This is a genomic window from Collinsella sp. CLA-ER-H3 (assembly GCF_040092425.1).
Classification (GTDB): domain Bacteria; phylum Actinomycetota; class Coriobacteriia; order Coriobacteriales; family Coriobacteriaceae; genus Collinsella.
On record NZ_JBBNLP010000002.1, the window covers coordinates 223818 to 240128 of the forward strand.

Genomic DNA, 16311 nt, shown 5'->3' on the forward strand with positions numbered 1-16311 from the left:
ACATTCGATGCTTTTCCCGATTTTGGCAAAAAACGGCGAATGTTGTGATGGTTTGAGGCGAGGTGAGGAACACGGAGGAATCAAAGCATCGTGCTCGAACGGGTTAATCCAACTCTTTTAAGCCATGCGCCAGCTGCCAGTACTCGCCGTGCTGGGCGAGCAACTCTTCGTGCGTGCCGCGCTCGATGATGCGGCCGTGTTCGAGGACCATGATGGCGTCGGCGTCGCGGACGGTGGACAGGCGGTGCGCAATCATAAACGTGGTGCGTCCGCGCATGATGCGGTCCATACCGCGCTCGATGAGCTTTTCGGTACGCGTGTCAATGGAGCTCGTGGCCTCGTCCAGGATGAGCACCGGCGGATCGGCGACGGCCACGCGCGCGATGGCGAGCAGCTGACGCTGACCCTGCGACAGGTTGGCGCCGTCGGCCGTGACCGGTGTGTCGTAGCCCCGCGGCAGGCGGCGGATGAACGAGTCGGCGCAGGCGGCCTCGGCAGCGGCGCGCACTTCCTCGTCGGTCGCGTCGAGCTTGCCAAAGCGGATGTTCTGCGCAATGGTGCCGCTAAACAGGTGCGTGTCCTGCAGCACAATGCCGAGCGACCCGCGCAGGCTGGCCTTGGCAATGTGCTTGACGTCGATGCCGTCGTACGTGATCTCGCCGTCATCGACCTCGTAGAAGCGGTTGATGAGGTTGGTAATGGTCGTCTTGCCGGCGCCCGTGGAGCCCACAAACGCAATCTTTTGCCCCGGCTTGGCAAACAGGTTGAGGTCCGTGAGCACGCGGGCGCCCGGCACGTAGGAAAAGTCCACGGCATGGAAGCGCACGTCGCCGGCAAGCGGGACCAAGCCACACGTGAGCTCGGTGCCGTCGGCGGCCACCGCGCGGCCCGACTCATCAACGGCTGCCACGTCATGCAGATGCCCGTAGACGCCCACGCCCTGGCCCTCGGGAATTTTCCACGCCCACGCGGCATCGCCCGTCTGCACCAGCTCCACGCAGCCCTCGTCCACCTCGGGCTCAAGGTCCATAGCCGCAAACAGGCGCTCGGCACCGGCCAACGCGTTGAGCAAGAAGTTGCCGAGCTGCGTAAACTGGTTGATGGGCATGGCGGCCTGGCGCACAAAGACCAGGTAGCTTGCAAGTGCGCCCACATCGGCGAGCCCCTTGATGCAGAGCATGCCGCCCGCCACGGCGACGATGGCATAGTTGACGTAGCCAATCACGACGGTCATGGGCACCATGGAGTTGGCATAGCTCACGGCGGCGGTACCGGTGCGGCGAAGCTCGTCGTTGCGGCAGGTGAAGCCGGCGACATTCGCTGCCTCACGGTTAAAGACCTTGATGACCTTTTGGCCCGAGACCATTTCTTCGATATATCCGTCCAGGTCGCCAAGCGATGCCTGCTGGGCAGCAAAGAAACGCTTAGAGCGCGCGCCCGAGTAGCGCGCATACAGCACAATGGCCGCATCGCACACGAGTGTGATAATCGTGAGCTGCCAGTTAAGGATGATGAGCATAGCCGTGGTGCCCACAACCTGAATGGCGGCCTGAATCACGTTGGCAAAGCTGTTGTTGAGCGCCTCGGAGACGGTGTCGACGTCGTTGGTGAAAAAACTCATGATGTCGCCCGAGCGCGTGCTGTCAAAATAACTGAGCGGCAGCGTCTGGATGCGCGCGAACAGGTCGCGGCGAATATCGGACACCACGTGTTGGGCCGCGCGCACCATGATCTGTGAGTAGCCCAGGGCCGAGAGCACGCCCGCGGCGTAGATGATCGCCGTCAGGATGACCTGCTTGGCGAGCAGTTCCTCCCCGCCCGTGGCCAAACCGTTAACGATGGGGCGCACCATGTAGGTGCCGGCGAGGCTCGCGATGGCGGCGACGGAGGCGAGCACGCCCACCGCGAGCAACGAGAACTTGGCATGCCCCATGTAGGAGAGCAAGCGGCGCACAGTGCGCTTGAGGTCGGCCGGGCGTGCTTGGGCTGCGGTCTTAGGCATGGCGCTCACCCCCTTCCAAGGGTGATCCGCATGCGACGGAGGAAAACGGATCCTTCGCGCAGTCATCATCGCTGCCGTCGCCGGTGCACGCGTTCCCCGCACACTCCATCTGCGAGGCGTAAATCTCCTGGTATATGTTGTCGCCCGCCAGCAGTTCCTCGTGCGTGCCCACGCCGTGGACACGACCGTCGTCCAGCACCACAATGCGATCGGCATCCATGACGCTCGCGATGCGCTGGGCGATGATGAGCACGGTAGTATCGGGAATCCGAGCGATGTGCTCGCGAATCTTTGCGTCGGTCGCCATATCGACCGCGCTGGTGGAGTCGTCAAAAATGAGCACGCGCGGATGCTTGAGCAGCGTGCGCGCGATGCACAGACGTTGCTTCTGGCCACCCGAGACACCGGCGCCACCTTGACCCAACTCGCCGTCCAGCCCGCCGATGCGATCAAGGAACTCGTCCACGCACGCCGCGCGGCAAGCCGCGAGGAGCTCATCGTCCGACGCCTGCGGATTGCCCCACTGCAGGTTCTCGCGCACGGTGCCCGTGAACAACACGTTCTTTTGCAGCACAATGCCCACGGCGTCGCGCAAGGCGACCAGGTCGTAGTCGCGCACGTCGTGTCCGCCCACAAGCACGGCGCCCTCGGTAGCGTCGTACAGGCGCGCAATCAGCTGCACAAGTGAGCTCTTGCCCGAGCCCGTGCCGCCGAGGATGCCCACCGTCGAGCCGCTCTCGATGCGAAGGTCGATATGCTCGAGCACATCCTCGGCTGCATCCGCACGGTATTTAAAGGAAACGTCGCGAAATTCGATACTGCCGTCCGCTGGCGCCGCAGTCGCGAGGTCTCCCGCGGGGTTGGCGATAAAGGGCTCCTCATCGAGCACCTCGGCGATACGGCCCACACTCGTAAGAGCGCGCGTGAGCAGCAAAAACACGTTGGAAATCATCATGAGCGAATTCATGATCAGCAGCACGTAGCTCATAAAGCCCGTGAGCGAGCCCACGCCCAGCTTGCCGGCGAGAATCATGCGGCCGCCAATCCACAGGATGGAGAGCGCAGCCACGTACATCGACAGCTGAAACACCGGCAGGTTGAGCACCGCGCTGCCAAAGGTCTTTGTCGCAGTGCGCGCGAGCTCGGTATTGACGGTGTCGAACTTGGCCTCCTCGTGCTCGGTACGAACGTAGGCCTTGACGGCACGCACGGCGGTGAGGTCCTCCTGTACCACGCCGTTGAGGTGGTCCATCGAGGTCTGGAGTTGGCGGTAGAGCGGACTGACGCGATAGGTGATGACGCCCAGTACGATTGCCAGCACAGGCAAGATGATCGCAAAGACGGTGGCGAGCGGGCGCGACAGCATCAGCGCGTAGATAAGGCCGACGATAAGCGTCACCGGGCCGCGCACCATAGGGCGAAAACCGTTGCCCACAGCATTTTGGATAACGGTGATGTCCGTGGTCATGCGGGTGACGAGCGAGCTGGCGTCGTAGTTGTCCAGGTTACCAAAAGCGAGCGTCTGAATCTTTTTGTACTCGGCCTCGCGCAGGTTGGCGCCTAGGCCCGAGGCAACGCGGGCGGACGTGCGGGCATAACCCAAGCCCAGTACCAGCGAAAGCGCAGCGCACACCAACATATACGCGCCCTGCAGCAGCATGTAGTTGATATCACCCGCAGGCACGCCCACATCGATGATGTTGGCCATGATGACCGGGATAAACAGCTCGAGCACCGTCTCGACCGACACAAAGAACACGCCGAGGATGGCATCGCGACGGTATGCCCCTAGATAGGAAAACAGTATTTTGAGATTGCGCACGCAGGTTCAACCCCCATCAAACGTTGTTCGCAAACGCACGTATTATTGCGCGCCGAATAATGGTGTCAAGTATTCCGAAATCGTTTTCTGCAAGGTTAGCGCCGGCGGCGAGTTCTCGTGATGTGTGTCCATATTCACTCGGAATAATGGTGCGCGAGACTTTTTCGCCCCACTGCCAACATAAACCTTGACTCTACAATCGTTGTAGGGTTTTCACTACACTGGTACGTAAACAAACCCAGCCAGAAAGCCCCGCCCATGGAACACGACCTCACACGCGGCAATGTCCTCAAGACCATCGCGGTCTTTGCCCTGCCTTATATGCTCTCGTACTTTTTGCAGATGCTCTACGGCATGGCCGACCTGTACATGATGGGGCAGTTTAGTGGCGCCGCCGGCATCACCGCCGTGGGCAATGGCGCGCAGACGCTCTATATCATTACCGTGACGCTCGTGGGCCTGGCCATGGGAACGACGGTCATCGTCGGCCACGCCGTGGGCTCGCGCCGCTTCGACCGCGCCGAGACCGCCATCGGCAATACCATCACGCTGTTTATGGGCGTCTCGGTAGTACTGGCCGTCATCTTGTTTGCACTTTGCCCGCAGGTTGTGGCGCTCATTGGCACGCCGCCCGAGGCGGTCGAAGGCACCGCCGCCTACCTGCGTATCTGCTTTGTCGGCATTCCCTTTATCGCCGCATACAACATCCTCTCGGCCATCTTTCGCGGCCTGGGCGATTCGCGCTCGCCCATGTACGTGATCGGCGTGGCATGCATCATCAACATCGCGCTCGACTTTCTGCTTATCGGCCACATGGGGCTCGGCCCCGTGGGCGCGGCGCTCGGCACAGTGACCGCCCAGACGGCCAGCGTTGCCCTCGCGCTCGTGTGGCTCAAGAGCCGCCGCACGAACATCCACGTTAAGCGCAGCGACCTGCGCCCCCAGCCCGAGGTGCTCGGCAGCATTCTTAAGATCGGCGTGCCTGTGGCTGTACAGGACGGCTGCATCCAGGTGGCGTTTATGTTTATCACCGTCATCGCCAACCACCGAGGGCTCGTCGACGCCGCCGCCGTAGGCCTGGTCGAGAAGATGATCAGCTTTTTGTTCATTGTTCCGAGTTCCATGGGCGCCACCGTCAGCGCACTCACGGCGCAAAACGCCGGCGCGGGCAAGGGCGATCGCGCGCGTCAGGTGCTCAAGGACGCCATGACGATCTCGGTGGTGTACGGCTGCCTGATCACGGTGCTGATGTGGCTGGTGGCGCCGGCGTTTATTGGCTTTTTTGCCAAGGACCCCGCGGTGGTCGCGGCCGGTACCGGCTATATGCACAGTTATATTTTCGATGCAATCTTTGCCGGCATCCACATTTGCTTTAGCGGCTTTTTCGCCGCGTATGGCAAGAGCTATATCGGCTTTGCGCACAACGTGCTGGCCGTGGCGCTCATTCGCGTGCCGGGCGCGTGGCTGCTGTCGAACGCCTATTCCGACACGCTGTTTCCCATGGGCATCGCTTCGCCGTGCGGATCGATTTTGTCGGCAGTCATCTGTGTTGTCGCATTTACCGTGCTCAACCGCCGCGGAGCTTTTGACAAACTGATGGCGTAGCGGGGCGACGCGAAATCGCCCTCATCGACGACATCATCAGCGACGACCCAGCGACCTACGTGACGCAGATCACGGTGCCGGTTTCCCCAGCAAAGTAAGAACCGCCCGGAAGGCATCATGCTTCCCGGGCGGTTCTTCAATTAGGCTATCAATGCGCTAAGCCTGGGGCACCTGACCAGTCGCCAGGATCTGCTCGAGCGCGTCCTCGTCCAGCACGGGTACACCCAGCTGCTCGGCCTTGGTGAGCTTGGAGCCTGCCTTGGGGCCGGCAACCAGATAGCTCGTCTTCTTCGACACACTGCCCGAAACCTTGGCGCCGAGCACCTTGAGCGCCGCGCCCGCCTCGTCGCGGGTGCGGTTGACGAGCGTGCCTGTCAGCACGAAGGTCAGACCCGCAAGCGGCTGTGCGTCGGCGAGCTCGCCTGCCACGCCAGCGTCGGCTGCGGCTTGCGCGTGCGCGGCGCTCAAATCGACCTCGAGCGACAGGCCCGCCTGGCGCAGGCGCTCCAGCACGGCAAGGTTCTCGGGCACGGCCAGGAACTGCTTGACGCTCGCTGCAATCTTGGGACCGATGCCCTCACACTCGGCAATATCCTCTTCGCTCGCCAAGATGAGCTTGTCAATCGACAGGAATCGCTCGGCGATGACCTCGCCCACGCTCTTGCCCACGTGGCGGATGCCCAGGGCAAACAGTACGCGACCGAGCGGCTGACTCTTGGACTTGTTGAGCTCGGCGATGATTTTCTCGGCCGTCTTGAGGCCCACCGGGATGGGGTCGCCCTTCTTGACGCCCTTTTTGCTGTTGGAGCTGGCATAAGTGCGCCCCGTGTCCAAGCCTGCGATGTCGTCGACCGTGAGCTGGTAGAAGTCCGCGACATCGTGGATCAGGCCGGCGGCGATCATCTTGTCGACGATCTCATCGCCTAGGCCGTCGACGTCCATGCAACCGCGGCTCACCCAGTGCAGCAGGCGCTCCTTGAGCTGCGCGGGGCAGTCGATGGAGACGCAGCGGTAGGCAACCTCGCCATCCTCGTGGACCAAGGGGCTACCACACACGGGGCAGACCTCGGGCATGTGCCAGTCGACCGAATCGGCCGGGCGCTTGTCGAGCACCGGGCCCACGACCTCGGGGATTACGTCGCCTGCCTTGTGCACGATGATAGTGTCGCCCTCGCGCACGTTTTTGCGACGGATCTCGTCGATGTTGTGCAGCGTGGCGCGCGCGATGGTGGAGCCGGCAACCGTCACCGGGTCGAACTCGGCGACCGGCGTGAGCACGCCGGTGCGGCCCACCTGGATGCGAATTTCGCGTAGAACGGTCTGCTTTTCCTCGGGCGGGAACTTAAAGGCGATGGCCCAGCGCGGTGCGCGGGCGGTAAAGCCCAGGTCGAGCTGCTGCTGGAAGCTGTCAACCTTTACGACCACGCCGTCGATGTCGTAATCGAGGTCACCGCGATGCTCAAGCGCCTGGGCACAGAACTCATGGACCTCGGCCGGCGTGGCGCAACGAGCCACGTTAGGGTTGACGCTAAAGCCGGCGCTACGCAGCCAATCGAGGAACTCGCGCTGGCTGTGGACGTGCAGCGGGTCGGTATCGGCGATGGCATAGATAAAGGTAGCGAGATCGCGGCGCGCCGTGACCTTGGGATCCTTCTGTCGCAGGCTGCCAGCAGCGGCGTTGCGCGGGTTGGCGAAGGGATCGCGGCCCTCGGCATCGGCCTCGTCGTTCAGACGAACAAAGCTGCCCTTGGGCATATAGACCTCGCCGCGCACCTCGATGGTGCGCTCGCGGTCGGCACCCATGTGGGCGAGCGCCGGCTCGGACAGGTGCATGGGCACATCCTTGATGGTACGAACGTTGAGCGACACGTCCTCGCCCGTGGTGCCATCGCCACGTGTGGCCGCACGTACAAAGGTGCCGTTTTGGTAGGTAAGCGCCACGCCCAGACCGTCGATCTTAAGCTCGCAGGTATAGGTGACGCTACCGGCACCGAGCGCATCCTCGGTGCGCTGGAGCCACGCGTCGAGTTCGTCCAGATCCATGGCGTCGTCCATGGAATACATGCGTGCCATGTGCGTGACCGGCGTAAACTGCTCGCTCACGTAGCCGCCCACACGCTGGGTGTAGCTGTCGGGTGTCACCAGGTCGGGGTAGTTGGCCTCGATTTCCTGCAGCTCAACGAGCATTTTGTCAAAGGCGGCGTCCGTGATCTCGGGGGCATCGAGCATGTAGTAGCGATAGGCGTGGTAATCGAGCTCGTGGCGCAGCTCGGCCGCGCGCGCTGCCGCCTGGGCACGAGCGTCGGTCGGTGCGGCGGCATCCGCGCTCGCGGGCGTTTCGGTATCGATGTCCACGCCGTCACCAAACAGGCTCGATTGCTCCATAGCGGCACTCCTTCGCTCGATTTCAAACGGATACAAGAGTACCACCGGTCACCATAGCGCCGAATAGCCCTTTCGAACCGCACCGAATCGGCAGCCGACGGACCGGGGTGGATCGCGCGATCAAACCATGCTCTTATCAGCTTTAAATGATCCGTTTTCCTCCGTCCCCAACGGATCAATGAGAAAAGAGGGGCTGCCCCGCGTTGGCGGAACAGCCCCCTCTGGCTTCGATATGTGCGATACGGCTCGCTAGTAACCCTGGCCGTAGCCCTGACCCTGCTGGCCCAACAGCTCCTCCAGATACTGGCGCAGCTGCTCGTCGGTAATACCACCGTTGCCGGTATCGGTCGCGCTGTCGTCCTGCTGCTGGTTCTGCAGCTCCTCGTCGGAGCCCAGCTCGACGGTGACCTTCTTCTCGTCCTTGCCACGCATGAGCGTAATCTCGACCTTCTCGCCCACCTCGTGGCTGCGCAGCGCGATGATCAGGCCATCGGCGCTCGTAATCTCGTCGTCACCCAGCTTGGTAATGACATCGCCCTCTTGGATGCCAGCCTTGGCGGCGGGACCGTCCTCGACGACGCTTGCCACGTAGGCGCCGCTATCGGTGCTTAGCTTGTTGGTACGGGCGTTGAGCGCGTTGACGCTCGAAAGCGTGGCGCCCAGGTACGGATGAACCGGCGTCTTGCCGTCGATGATCTGGTCGGCAATGTTCTTGGCATAGTTGACCGGAATGGCAAAGCCCACGCCCGAGCTGGAGCCCGAGTAGCTCTCGATGAGCGAGTTAATACCCACGAGCTCGCCGTTGTCGTTGACGAGCGCGCCGCCGGAGTTGCCCGGGTTGATGGCGGCATCGGTCTGGATCATGTTGGCGTAGATGGTGTTGCCGCTGGTAGAGCTCATGGCCGTGGAGCGATAGAGCGCCGACACGATACCCGTGGAGACAGACTGCTCGTTGCCGAACGGCGAGCCGATCGCCATGACCCACTCGCCCACGTTGAGCTTGGAGGAATCACCGATCTCAATCGGCGTGAGCTTGGAAGCGTCTGCATCCTTGAGCTTGATGACGGCCAGGTCGCTCGAAGCATCGTTGCCCACGAACTCGGCCTCGTAGGTGGTGCCGTCGTCCATGGTCACCACGTACTGGTCATAGCCATCGACCACATGGTTGTTGGTGAGGATGTGGCCCTCGGTATCGAGCACCACGCCCGAACCAACGCTGCCCGAGCTATCCGACTCGTCGGCAGACTGCGAAAGCGAGCCATTCTGGCTGCCGCTCGAAGTGGCGGTGATGGAAACGACGGAAGGCAGGGCCTTGGCAGAAACGGCCTCGGCCAGCGTGGTGTCCTCGGAGTCGATGGTGATCTTTTGCGTCGATGAACCCGAAGCGCCCGCCGTCACGGCATTCTTGCCACCACCGATATCGAGCGTGCCGCTCATAATGAGCGCAATGACCAGCAGGGCGCCGCAGGCGCAGCCGGCAAGTGCCGTAATAAAGATCGGCAGCTTTTTGGTCTTGGTCTTGACCACCGTGTGCTTGTTCACGACCTGCTGGCCGCCGAGCGGCTTGCCGGTCTGCGTGTCGTAGGCCTGCACGTAGGGAATGTTGCCGTCGGTAGGCGTCGACTCCACCTGCACACGCGGCTGCTGCTGGGTCTCGCCGGCGTTGCCCGCATCCTGGGGACGCTGGGAATCGTACTCGCTCATAGCTGCGATCCTTTCGTCAAATAACCAAAGGCCCGCCAAACATGTGGCGGGCCATCATTGTTCACGTTGAGTTGTACCCCAATATGCGGGCGCAAGTGTATGAGAACGCAATCTTTTAGGAAGGCTTAAGTTCTGTTGCAGGCCCGAAAGGAACCCGCACCTGCGTCAATACCACCACAAAGGTGCCTGTCCCCTTTGTGGTGGAAATCTAGTCCTTAAACAGATAACCCACGCCGCGGACGGTGGTGATGTGTGCCGCGATCTGCGGGCCCACCTTGGAGCGGATGCGTCGAATGTGCACGTCGACGGTGCGCGTGCCGCCGCAGTACTCAAAGCCCCACACGCGGTGCAGCAGCACCTCGCGGCTGTAGGCACGGTTGGGATGCGTCGCCAAAAAGCTCAGCAGCGAGTACTCCATCAGCGTCAGGTCGATGGGCTCGTTATCGAGCGTCACCTGGTAGGTGGCCAAGTTGATCTCGAGGTTGTCGATGTTGAGCACATCGTCGGCGGCGACGGTCTCCTCCTCGCCCATCAGGCGCTGTGCACGAGCCTTAAGCTCGTTGGGCGTCGCCGTGGGGCATACAAAGTCGGCATGCGCGTGATTCGGCAGGCGCAGGGTGCCGAGCGCCTCGTCGTCGACGATCACCAACATGGGGACGCCGCCGCGATCGTCAAGCCACTTGGCAATCTGATCGATGCGGTCGCTGCGGATGCCGTCGGAATCGAGGATCAGCAGGTCAAAGTCGTGCGACGCAGTCGGCGAATCGGGGGTAGCCAGGCTCACCTCGACACCCAGGGTGGTCGTCAAGCTGCGGGCAAACTCGTGGAAGCGCGTCGTGCGCGCCATGAACAGGGCACTCTTTTCGGACATATCGGCCTCCAAGGAAATGAGCTCAATCGTACTGGAACAAGCCAGCGCGATTAGGAGTTCGCCAGATAATGCTTGATCTCCCACTCGGTGATCGTGGACTCAAACTTATGCCACTCGTTGCGCTTCTTTTTGAGGAAGAAGCTGTGAATGTGCTCGCCGAGGGCATCCTTCATAAACTGCGAGTCCTCAAAGACGTCGAGCGCCTCTTTGAGCGAGCGCGGCAGCGGCGTGTAGCCGGCCTCGAGCATCTGACGGTCGGTGAGTTTGAGCGTCTCGGCCGTTGCCTCGGGCGGGAGCTCCAGTTTGCGCTCGATGCCGTCCAGACCAGCCGCCAGCGTGACGGCGTTGACCAGGTACGGATTGGCCATGGGATCGGGACTGCGCAGCTCGATGCGCGTGGACAGCTGCTTGCCGGGCTTGTAGACCGGGATGCGGATCATGCTCGCGCGGTTGCGCAGACCCCACGTGGCGTACTGCGGCACGGAATCGCCACCCGTGGTGATGCGCTTGTACGAGTTGACCGTGGGGTTGGTGATGGCGCTGATCTCGCGCGCGTGTGCCAGAATGCCGGCCATGTAGTGCTTGGCGATATCGGAGAGATGGTACTTCTCGTCGTCCTCGCCCCAAAAGACGTTGTTGCCGTCGTGGTCGAACAGCGACTGATGCAAAAACATGGCGCTGCCGTCCTCGCCCGCCAACGGCTTGGGCATAAAGGAGGCGTGGCAACCGCTCTCGTAGGCCTGCTGCTTAATGATGAGTTTGGCCGTGGTGATGGCGTCGGACATGCTCAGGGCCTCGGCGTGGCGCAGGCTCATGCCGTGCTGCGAGCGACCGGCGGCGTGGAAGGTGTACTCCACGGGCACGGACATCTTCTCGAGCGTGAGGACCGTGTTGCGGCGCAGGTCGCGAGCGGCATCGCTCACCGAAAGATCGAAGTAGCCCACGTTGTCGAGCGGCTCGGGGGTGTGCTCGTCGGGGAAGTAGTAATACTCCAGCTCGGCACCCACGTTGAGCAGATAGCCAGCTTTCTCGGCCTTGCGGAACATGCGGCGCAGGGCATCGCGCGGGTCGCCGGCAAACGGCTTGCGATCGGGAGTGCACACGTCGCAGAACACGCGGGCGACGCCGTTGTGGCTCGGGCGCCACGGCAGGATCTGGAAGGTCGATGCATCGGGAAACGCCAGCATGTCGGCTTCCTCGGGCGTGGCAAAGCCCTCGATGGCGGAGCCGTCAAAGCCAATACCCTCCTCAAAAGCGACCTCGAGGTCCTCGGGGCTAATGGCGAAGTTCTTGAGGCGGCCGAGAATGTCGACAAACCACAGACGCACAAAGCGGATGTCACGCTGCTCTACGGAGCGGAGTACGTAATCGATGTTCTGCTGGTTCATGTCGCTCCCCTTTCTTTCGGGCGGGTTTCGACTGGTCTATATCGCAGATACTATCGCAGAAAAATGTTTCCGCAGGGTTAAAGCGTATCAAGCGCTCAAAAAACGTGCGCGAACTGGCCGTTACGAACGAGCGGCTAGCGTTCAGATTCGGAGACAATTTGTCTACAGGCTCGTTCCAGCGTAGGGAACTCCATCGTCACTGCATCCCAAACAACCGAGCGGTCGACATTGCCGTAATCATGCGCAAGATAATTTCTCATGCCGATAATTCCACGCCATTCGATTTCGGGATGAAGCCGCTGCGAGCGTTCCGACAATTTGCCCGCTTCTTCCGTTACCCTAAGCGCACACATCAAAAGGGAGTCCGCCAACGCCCTCGTCCGCACGTCATTCGCATGCAGAAACTGGTCCTCGGTGATATCAAAAACCTTGATGCGCTCGTTCGTTTCAGAAATGGCATCCAAAACCTCTTGGGCGCGAAGGCTGTCTGACTTACGCGCGATCATAAAGGATCACTCCTTCGCGCTCGATTACCGCGGCAAGATCGTCATCAAGATAGTCACTCGAGACAAGGTCAACCTGCTTCCCGGTTTCTTTGCGAACCGCCTCGCCAAACGCCGACAACGCGAAAAGACCAAAGCCCTGCTCGCGATCGACTTCGAGACGCAAGTCAATATCGCTATCGACATGTGCCTCGCCCCGGGCATACGAACCAAAAAGAATCACGGTTTTGATGGCGGGAATCGAGCTGGCTGCCTCGCGGACGGCGGACTCAATCTGGGCAGTATCCAAAATGCCCGTCGCGGCGCTTTCGCTCGCAGAGCTTTTACCAAGTGAAGGAACAAACGGCAGAGAGCGCTCGCGCAGCATCTGCCTCATAAACATATTGACCGCAACAGACGAAGTCATGCCAAGCTCTTCGCACAGCTCGGCAAATGAGTCTTTAATTGACGAGTCCACTCGCACACTCAGCACAGACGCAGCCATGGATACCTCCTGTATGATATTGTCTATATATTATCACACAGGCTAGCGCGAGGTCGATGCGCGGTGTTCGATGTGGCCGGGGATCTCGATGCGTTTGGGCGCCAGCTTTGCGGCCTCGCCCACGGTGGTGGTAACGACGTCGATGCGCTCGGAAAGGCGCTCGACTACGCGCTCGGCAATGGTGAGAGTGTCCTGCGCGGCCGTGGTGACGCCGCCAAAGAGCACATGGTTCCAGGGGTAGTCGTCAAACGTCGCGATCTTGAGCCCCACCGGCAGCGAGGGACCAAGCTGCGCCAGCGCCTCGGTCAGACGCAGGAAAACCAGGCCGTTGACGGCGATAAGGCCGAGCCTTTTGCCCGCGTAGTCGCGGATGGTCTTGTCCAAACGGCCAACGCCCGTGGCGCCACCGTCGGCCAAGGTGACGACCTCGCCCGCAAGGTCGCGTCGCGAAAGCTCGTCGGCAAAGGCCTCGGCACGCTCGCGACGCACGGGGCTGTCGTCGCTTGCCTCGGTGAGCAGGCACAGGCGCTCGCTGCCAGCGGCGGCCAAGGCGTCTACCAAGCCGGCGACCAGCTCACGGTTGTTAGATGTCACCAGATCGACACCGCCGTCGGCAACGTTGCGGTCGAGCAGCACTACGGGCAGGCGTCCCGCTGCCGCGGCGATTGCCTCGTCATTGCCTCCGCAGGTGTTGACGACCAGACCGTCCACGCCGGCATCGATAAGTCTGGTGAGCGACTCGGCCTCCTTGGCGGGATCGTTGCCGCTAATGGCCGTCATGAGCGAGCAGCCGCGCGCCGCGGCGCTGGCGGAAAGGCCCTCGAGCATGGCGCTCGAGAACGGGTTGGCGATGTCAGCCAGAATCACACCGATGAGGTTCGTACGCGAGCTGCGCAGATTGCGCGCGGCGGCACGTGGGCGATAGCCGGTGCGCTCGATAACTGCCGCGATGCGAGCACGGGTCTCCTCGGTCATTTGCCCGGGGCGGTTGTTGAGATAGCGCGAGACCGTGGCCGGGCTCACGCCCGCCTCGGCGGCAATGTCCTTGATTCTCATCTGCGCCATAACGCACCCCGTTTCCCAATTGTCGGCGATCTGAGCCATTTTAGGCATTTTTTTAAAAATCTCGGTTGCAAAACGTTGTAGGTGAGTATACTACAACTCGAAACGAAACCGATTTCGTAAACCGATTTCGGCGAGCGTTGGCACGCAGGTGCAAAGACGCACCCTACCGTCTTGGCACCTGCGTGCCAACGCCATATCAAAGGTGTACGCATGAGTAAAAGGAGCTGCGCGACCATGGGTAAAACGGTTCTTACCTTCGGCGAGATCATGATGAGACTCTCGCCCAAAGACCACCTGCGTATTGAGCAGGCAACCGAGTTTGACGTCCGCTACGGCGGCGCCGAGGCCAACACTGCGCTTTCCCTGGCCTACCAGGGCGACAAGGCCGCTTACGTCTCCGTTGTTCCGGCCAACCGCCTAGGCGAGTGCGCGCTGCGCTCGCTGAAGGCCTACGGCGTCGACACAACGCGCGTCGTGCGTCAGGGCGACCGTCTTGGCTCCTATGTGTTTGAGGTCGGCGCCTCGCAGCGCGGCAACGGCTGCGTCTACGACCGCAAGTTCTCTGCCATCAACATGGCCAAGCGCGATGTTTTTGACTGGGACGAGATCCTCAAGGGCATCGATGTCTTCTACTTCTCCGGCGTGACCCCCGCCGTCTCCGACGAGATGGCCGCCGCCTGCAAGGAGGCGCTCGCCGCCTGCCGCGCCAAGGGCATCACCACCGTGTGCGACGTGAACTATCGCGGCAAGATGTGGTCGCCCGAGAAATCGCAGGCCACCATGAAGGAACTCCTGCCGCTCGTCGACATCTGCATCGCCAACGACGAGGATGCGCCTGCCGGCCTCGGCATGACCTGCGTCTCCGGTTCCCTTGCCCACGGCATCGAGGAGCGCGACACCTACGTCGAGATGGCCCGCCAGATCTGCGCCGAGTACGGCTGCAAGAAGGTCGCCTCGGTCGTCCGCAACATCTCCTGCGTCGAGCGCTCCATCTGGATGGGCATGCTCTTTGACGCCGAGAGCGGCGAGCACTGGTTCTCCCCTGCTCACGACGTGCACGTGCTCGAGGGCGTTGCCGCCGGCGACGCTTTCAACGCCGGCCTCGTCCATGCCCTCATCAACGATTTTGACCCGCAGGACGCCGTCAACTACGCCATTGCAGCGTCGATCCTCAAGCTCACCATCAAGGGCGATTCCAACTTGGTGACCGCAGACGAGATCGCAGCCGTGGCATCAGCCGCCGACGGTGGCACCCGCGTCGCGCGCTAGTCCGTCTCCATTCCGCGGGCCGCAGCTTTCCAATCCCATACCCCTGCGGCCCGCTCCCCGATTCCTCCGACCGGGCAAAACCACCAGTCCCATTCCGGTTTTGCCTGGCATTCCCTACATGACTGGTCGAGCAGCCGGTTTTGGAATTGCTTGAACCCCAAGCAGTGCCTCCGATAACCAATCCAAAATCGGCTCCTGACCAGCACATTTGGCAATCACGCGCCCATGCGCGCCACACATCGAAAGGAACATCATGTTCGATCAGTTCTACACCACGCTTGAGTCCCTGGGCATCGTGCCGGTCGTTGTGCTCGACAAGGTCGAGGACGCCGCTCCGCTCGCCCACGCCCTTATGGCAGCTGGCATGAAGTCAGCCGAGGTCACCTTCCGCACCGCCTGCGCCGCCGAGTGCATCGCCGCTATGGCCGAGGCCGAGCCCGAGATGTGCGTTGGCGCCGGCACTGTCCTGACCGTCGAGCAGGTTGAGCAGGCCCGCGCAGCCGGTGCCAAGTTCATCGTCTCCCCGGGTTACAACGAGGACGTCGTGAAGCACTGCATCGACATCGACCTGCCCGTCCTTCCCGGCACCGTGACCCCCTCCGAGGTCACCGCAGCCGAGAACCTGGGCCTCAAGGTCACCAAGTTCTTCCCCGCGTCCCAGTATGGCGGCCTGAACACCATCAAGGCCCTCGCCGCTCCGTTTGTCGGTCACCGCTTTATGCCTACCGGCGGCGTGAGCACCGCCAACGTCGAGGAGTACCTGAGCTCCTCCGCCATCATCGCCTGCGGTGGCACCTGGATGGTCAAGCCGGCCCTGTTTGCCGACGGCGACTTCTCCAAGGTCGAGCAGATCGCCCACGAGGCCATGGACGTCGTCAAGAAGGTCCGCGGCTAGGTTTAGCTCTCTATCGTGAAAGGGGGCGTGCCCTAAACCTCGCCCCCTTTCTTTTAAAGCGGCTCGGAAGCGCGCCGTTTCCGTCACGAACAAGAACCAAAACCGTCTTGTATGCTGATAGAACGTGACGGAAGCGACACGCCTCCAAGCCGCTTTGCCTACTCGGCTGGCCGTCGCGCTCAACTAAGCCACTTCGACAAAAGCCGAGCCACCAAAACAGCTGCGGTGCCGTCTGGAGGAATGGACCCTTGCTTCCGGTCTTTTCCTCCAAGCGGCGCCGCAGCTTTTTCGTGCCCCTATTTCACCGCAACTTATATG

Annotated in this window: 12 protein-coding genes; 3 read left to right on the forward strand and 9 right to left on the reverse strand. The window is 61.8% G+C overall.

Going from position 1 to position 16311, the window contains the following annotated elements; genetic code table 11:
* Positions 1-103: 103 nt before the first annotated feature.
* Entirely contained in the window at positions 104-2002 is a 1899-nt protein-coding gene (locus AAAX32_RS02555; protein ID WP_349099900.1) for an ABC transporter ATP-binding protein, read from the reverse strand.
* Positions 1995-3824: an ABC transporter ATP-binding protein gene (locus tag AAAX32_RS02560; RefSeq protein WP_349099901.1), complete on the reverse strand. Its 1830-nt coding sequence runs from the start codon at positions 3822-3824 to the stop codon at positions 1995-1997. Before AAAX32_RS02560 ends, AAAX32_RS02555 begins: the two co-directional genes overlap by 8 nt.
* Before the next feature lie 258 nt (positions 3825-4082).
* Between AAAX32_RS02560 and AAAX32_RS02565 the strand changes: the two genes are divergently transcribed.
* Entirely contained in the window at positions 4083-5429 is a 1347-nt protein-coding gene (locus AAAX32_RS02565; protein WP_349099902.1) for an MATE family efflux transporter, read from the forward strand.
* A 156-nt stretch (positions 5430-5585) separates the two neighbouring features.
* On the opposite strand, the gene ligA is transcribed toward AAAX32_RS02565, so the two are convergent.
* The 7 genes from ligA to AAAX32_RS02600 form a co-directional block, all read right to left on the reverse strand.
* On the reverse strand, positions 5586-7814 hold the full coding sequence (gene ligA, locus AAAX32_RS02570) for an NAD-dependent DNA ligase LigA (RefSeq protein WP_349099903.1): 2229 nt from the start codon (positions 7812-7814) through the stop codon (positions 5586-5588).
* 249 nt (positions 7815-8063) lie between these two features.
* Positions 8064-9518, reverse strand: a complete 1455-nt coding sequence (locus AAAX32_RS02575) for a trypsin-like peptidase domain-containing protein (protein ID WP_349099904.1) — start codon at positions 9516-9518, stop codon at positions 8064-8066.
* 208 nt (positions 9519-9726) lie between these two features.
* Positions 9727-10389, reverse strand: coding sequence for a response regulator transcription factor (locus AAAX32_RS02580; protein ID WP_349099905.1), 663 nt, complete (start codon positions 10387-10389; stop codon positions 9727-9729).
* A gap of 50 nt (positions 10390-10439) precedes the next feature.
* A complete protein-coding gene (locus tag AAAX32_RS02585) occupies positions 10440-11777 on the reverse strand; it encodes a glutamine synthetase family protein (protein WP_349099906.1) in 1338 nt (445 codons plus the stop codon).
* A gap of 134 nt (positions 11778-11911) precedes the next feature.
* Positions 11912-12283 (reverse strand): HepT-like ribonuclease domain-containing protein, encoded by a 372-nt coding sequence (locus tag AAAX32_RS02590; protein ID WP_117770061.1) that lies wholly within the window; start codon positions 12281-12283, stop codon positions 11912-11914.
* Entirely contained in the window at positions 12270-12764 is a 495-nt protein-coding gene (locus AAAX32_RS02595) for a type II toxin-antitoxin system RelB/DinJ family antitoxin (RefSeq protein WP_196031451.1), read from the reverse strand. The genes AAAX32_RS02590 and AAAX32_RS02595 overlap by 14 nt, the downstream gene beginning before the upstream one ends.
* A 42-nt stretch (positions 12765-12806) precedes the next feature.
* Positions 12807-13829 carry a LacI family DNA-binding transcriptional regulator gene (locus tag AAAX32_RS02600; protein ID WP_349099907.1) on the reverse strand — a complete coding sequence of 341 codons (1023 nt, stop codon included), beginning with the start codon at positions 13827-13829 and terminating at the stop codon, positions 12807-12809.
* A gap of 234 nt (positions 13830-14063) precedes the next feature.
* On the opposite strand from AAAX32_RS02600, the gene AAAX32_RS02605 reads away from it, so the two are divergent.
* On the forward strand, positions 14064-15098 hold the full coding sequence (locus AAAX32_RS02605; protein WP_349099908.1) for a sugar kinase: 1035 nt from the start codon (positions 14064-14066) through the stop codon (positions 15096-15098).
* Positions 15099-15351: 253 nt separating this feature from the next.
* Positions 15352-15993 carry a bifunctional 4-hydroxy-2-oxoglutarate aldolase/2-dehydro-3-deoxy-phosphogluconate aldolase gene (eda, locus tag AAAX32_RS02610; protein ID WP_035136869.1) on the forward strand — a complete coding sequence of 214 codons (642 nt, stop codon included), beginning with the start codon at positions 15352-15354 and terminating at the stop codon, positions 15991-15993.
* Positions 15994-16311 lie beyond the last annotated feature (318 nt).

Excerpts from the sequence above, each read along its gene's own strand:
- AAAX32_RS02555 (WP_349099900.1), bottom strand. The coding sequence starts at position 2,002 with ATGCCTAAGACCGCAGCCCAAGCACGCCCGGCCGACCTCAAGCGCACT.
- AAAX32_RS02565 (WP_349099902.1), top strand. The coding sequence starts at position 4,083 with ATGGAACACGACCTCACACGCGGCAATGTCCTCAAGACCATCGCGGTC.
- ligA (WP_349099903.1), bottom strand. The coding sequence starts at position 7,814 with ATGGAGCAATCGAGCCTGTTTGGTGACGGCGTGGACATCGATACCGAA.
- AAAX32_RS02575 (WP_349099904.1), bottom strand. The coding sequence starts at position 9,518 with ATGAGCGAGTACGATTCCCAGCGTCCCCAGGATGCGGGCAACGCCGGC.
- AAAX32_RS02580 (WP_349099905.1), bottom strand. The coding sequence starts at position 10,389 with ATGTCCGAAAAGAGTGCCCTGTTCATGGCGCGCACGACGCGCTTCCAC.
- AAAX32_RS02585 (WP_349099906.1), bottom strand. The coding sequence starts at position 11,777 with ATGAACCAGCAGAACATCGATTACGTACTCCGCTCCGTAGAGCAGCGT.
- AAAX32_RS02590 (WP_117770061.1), bottom strand. The coding sequence starts at position 12,283 with ATGATCGCGCGTAAGTCAGACAGCCTTCGCGCCCAAGAGGTTTTGGAT.
- AAAX32_RS02595 (WP_196031451.1), bottom strand. The coding sequence starts at position 12,764 with ATGGCTGCGTCTGTGCTGAGTGTGCGAGTGGACTCGTCAATTAAAGAC.
- AAAX32_RS02600 (WP_349099907.1), bottom strand. The coding sequence starts at position 13,829 with ATGGCGCAGATGAGAATCAAGGACATTGCCGCCGAGGCGGGCGTGAGC.
- AAAX32_RS02605 (WP_349099908.1), top strand. The coding sequence starts at position 14,064 with ATGGGTAAAACGGTTCTTACCTTCGGCGAGATCATGATGAGACTCTCG.
- eda (WP_035136869.1), top strand. The coding sequence starts at position 15,352 with ATGTTCGATCAGTTCTACACCACGCTTGAGTCCCTGGGCATCGTGCCG.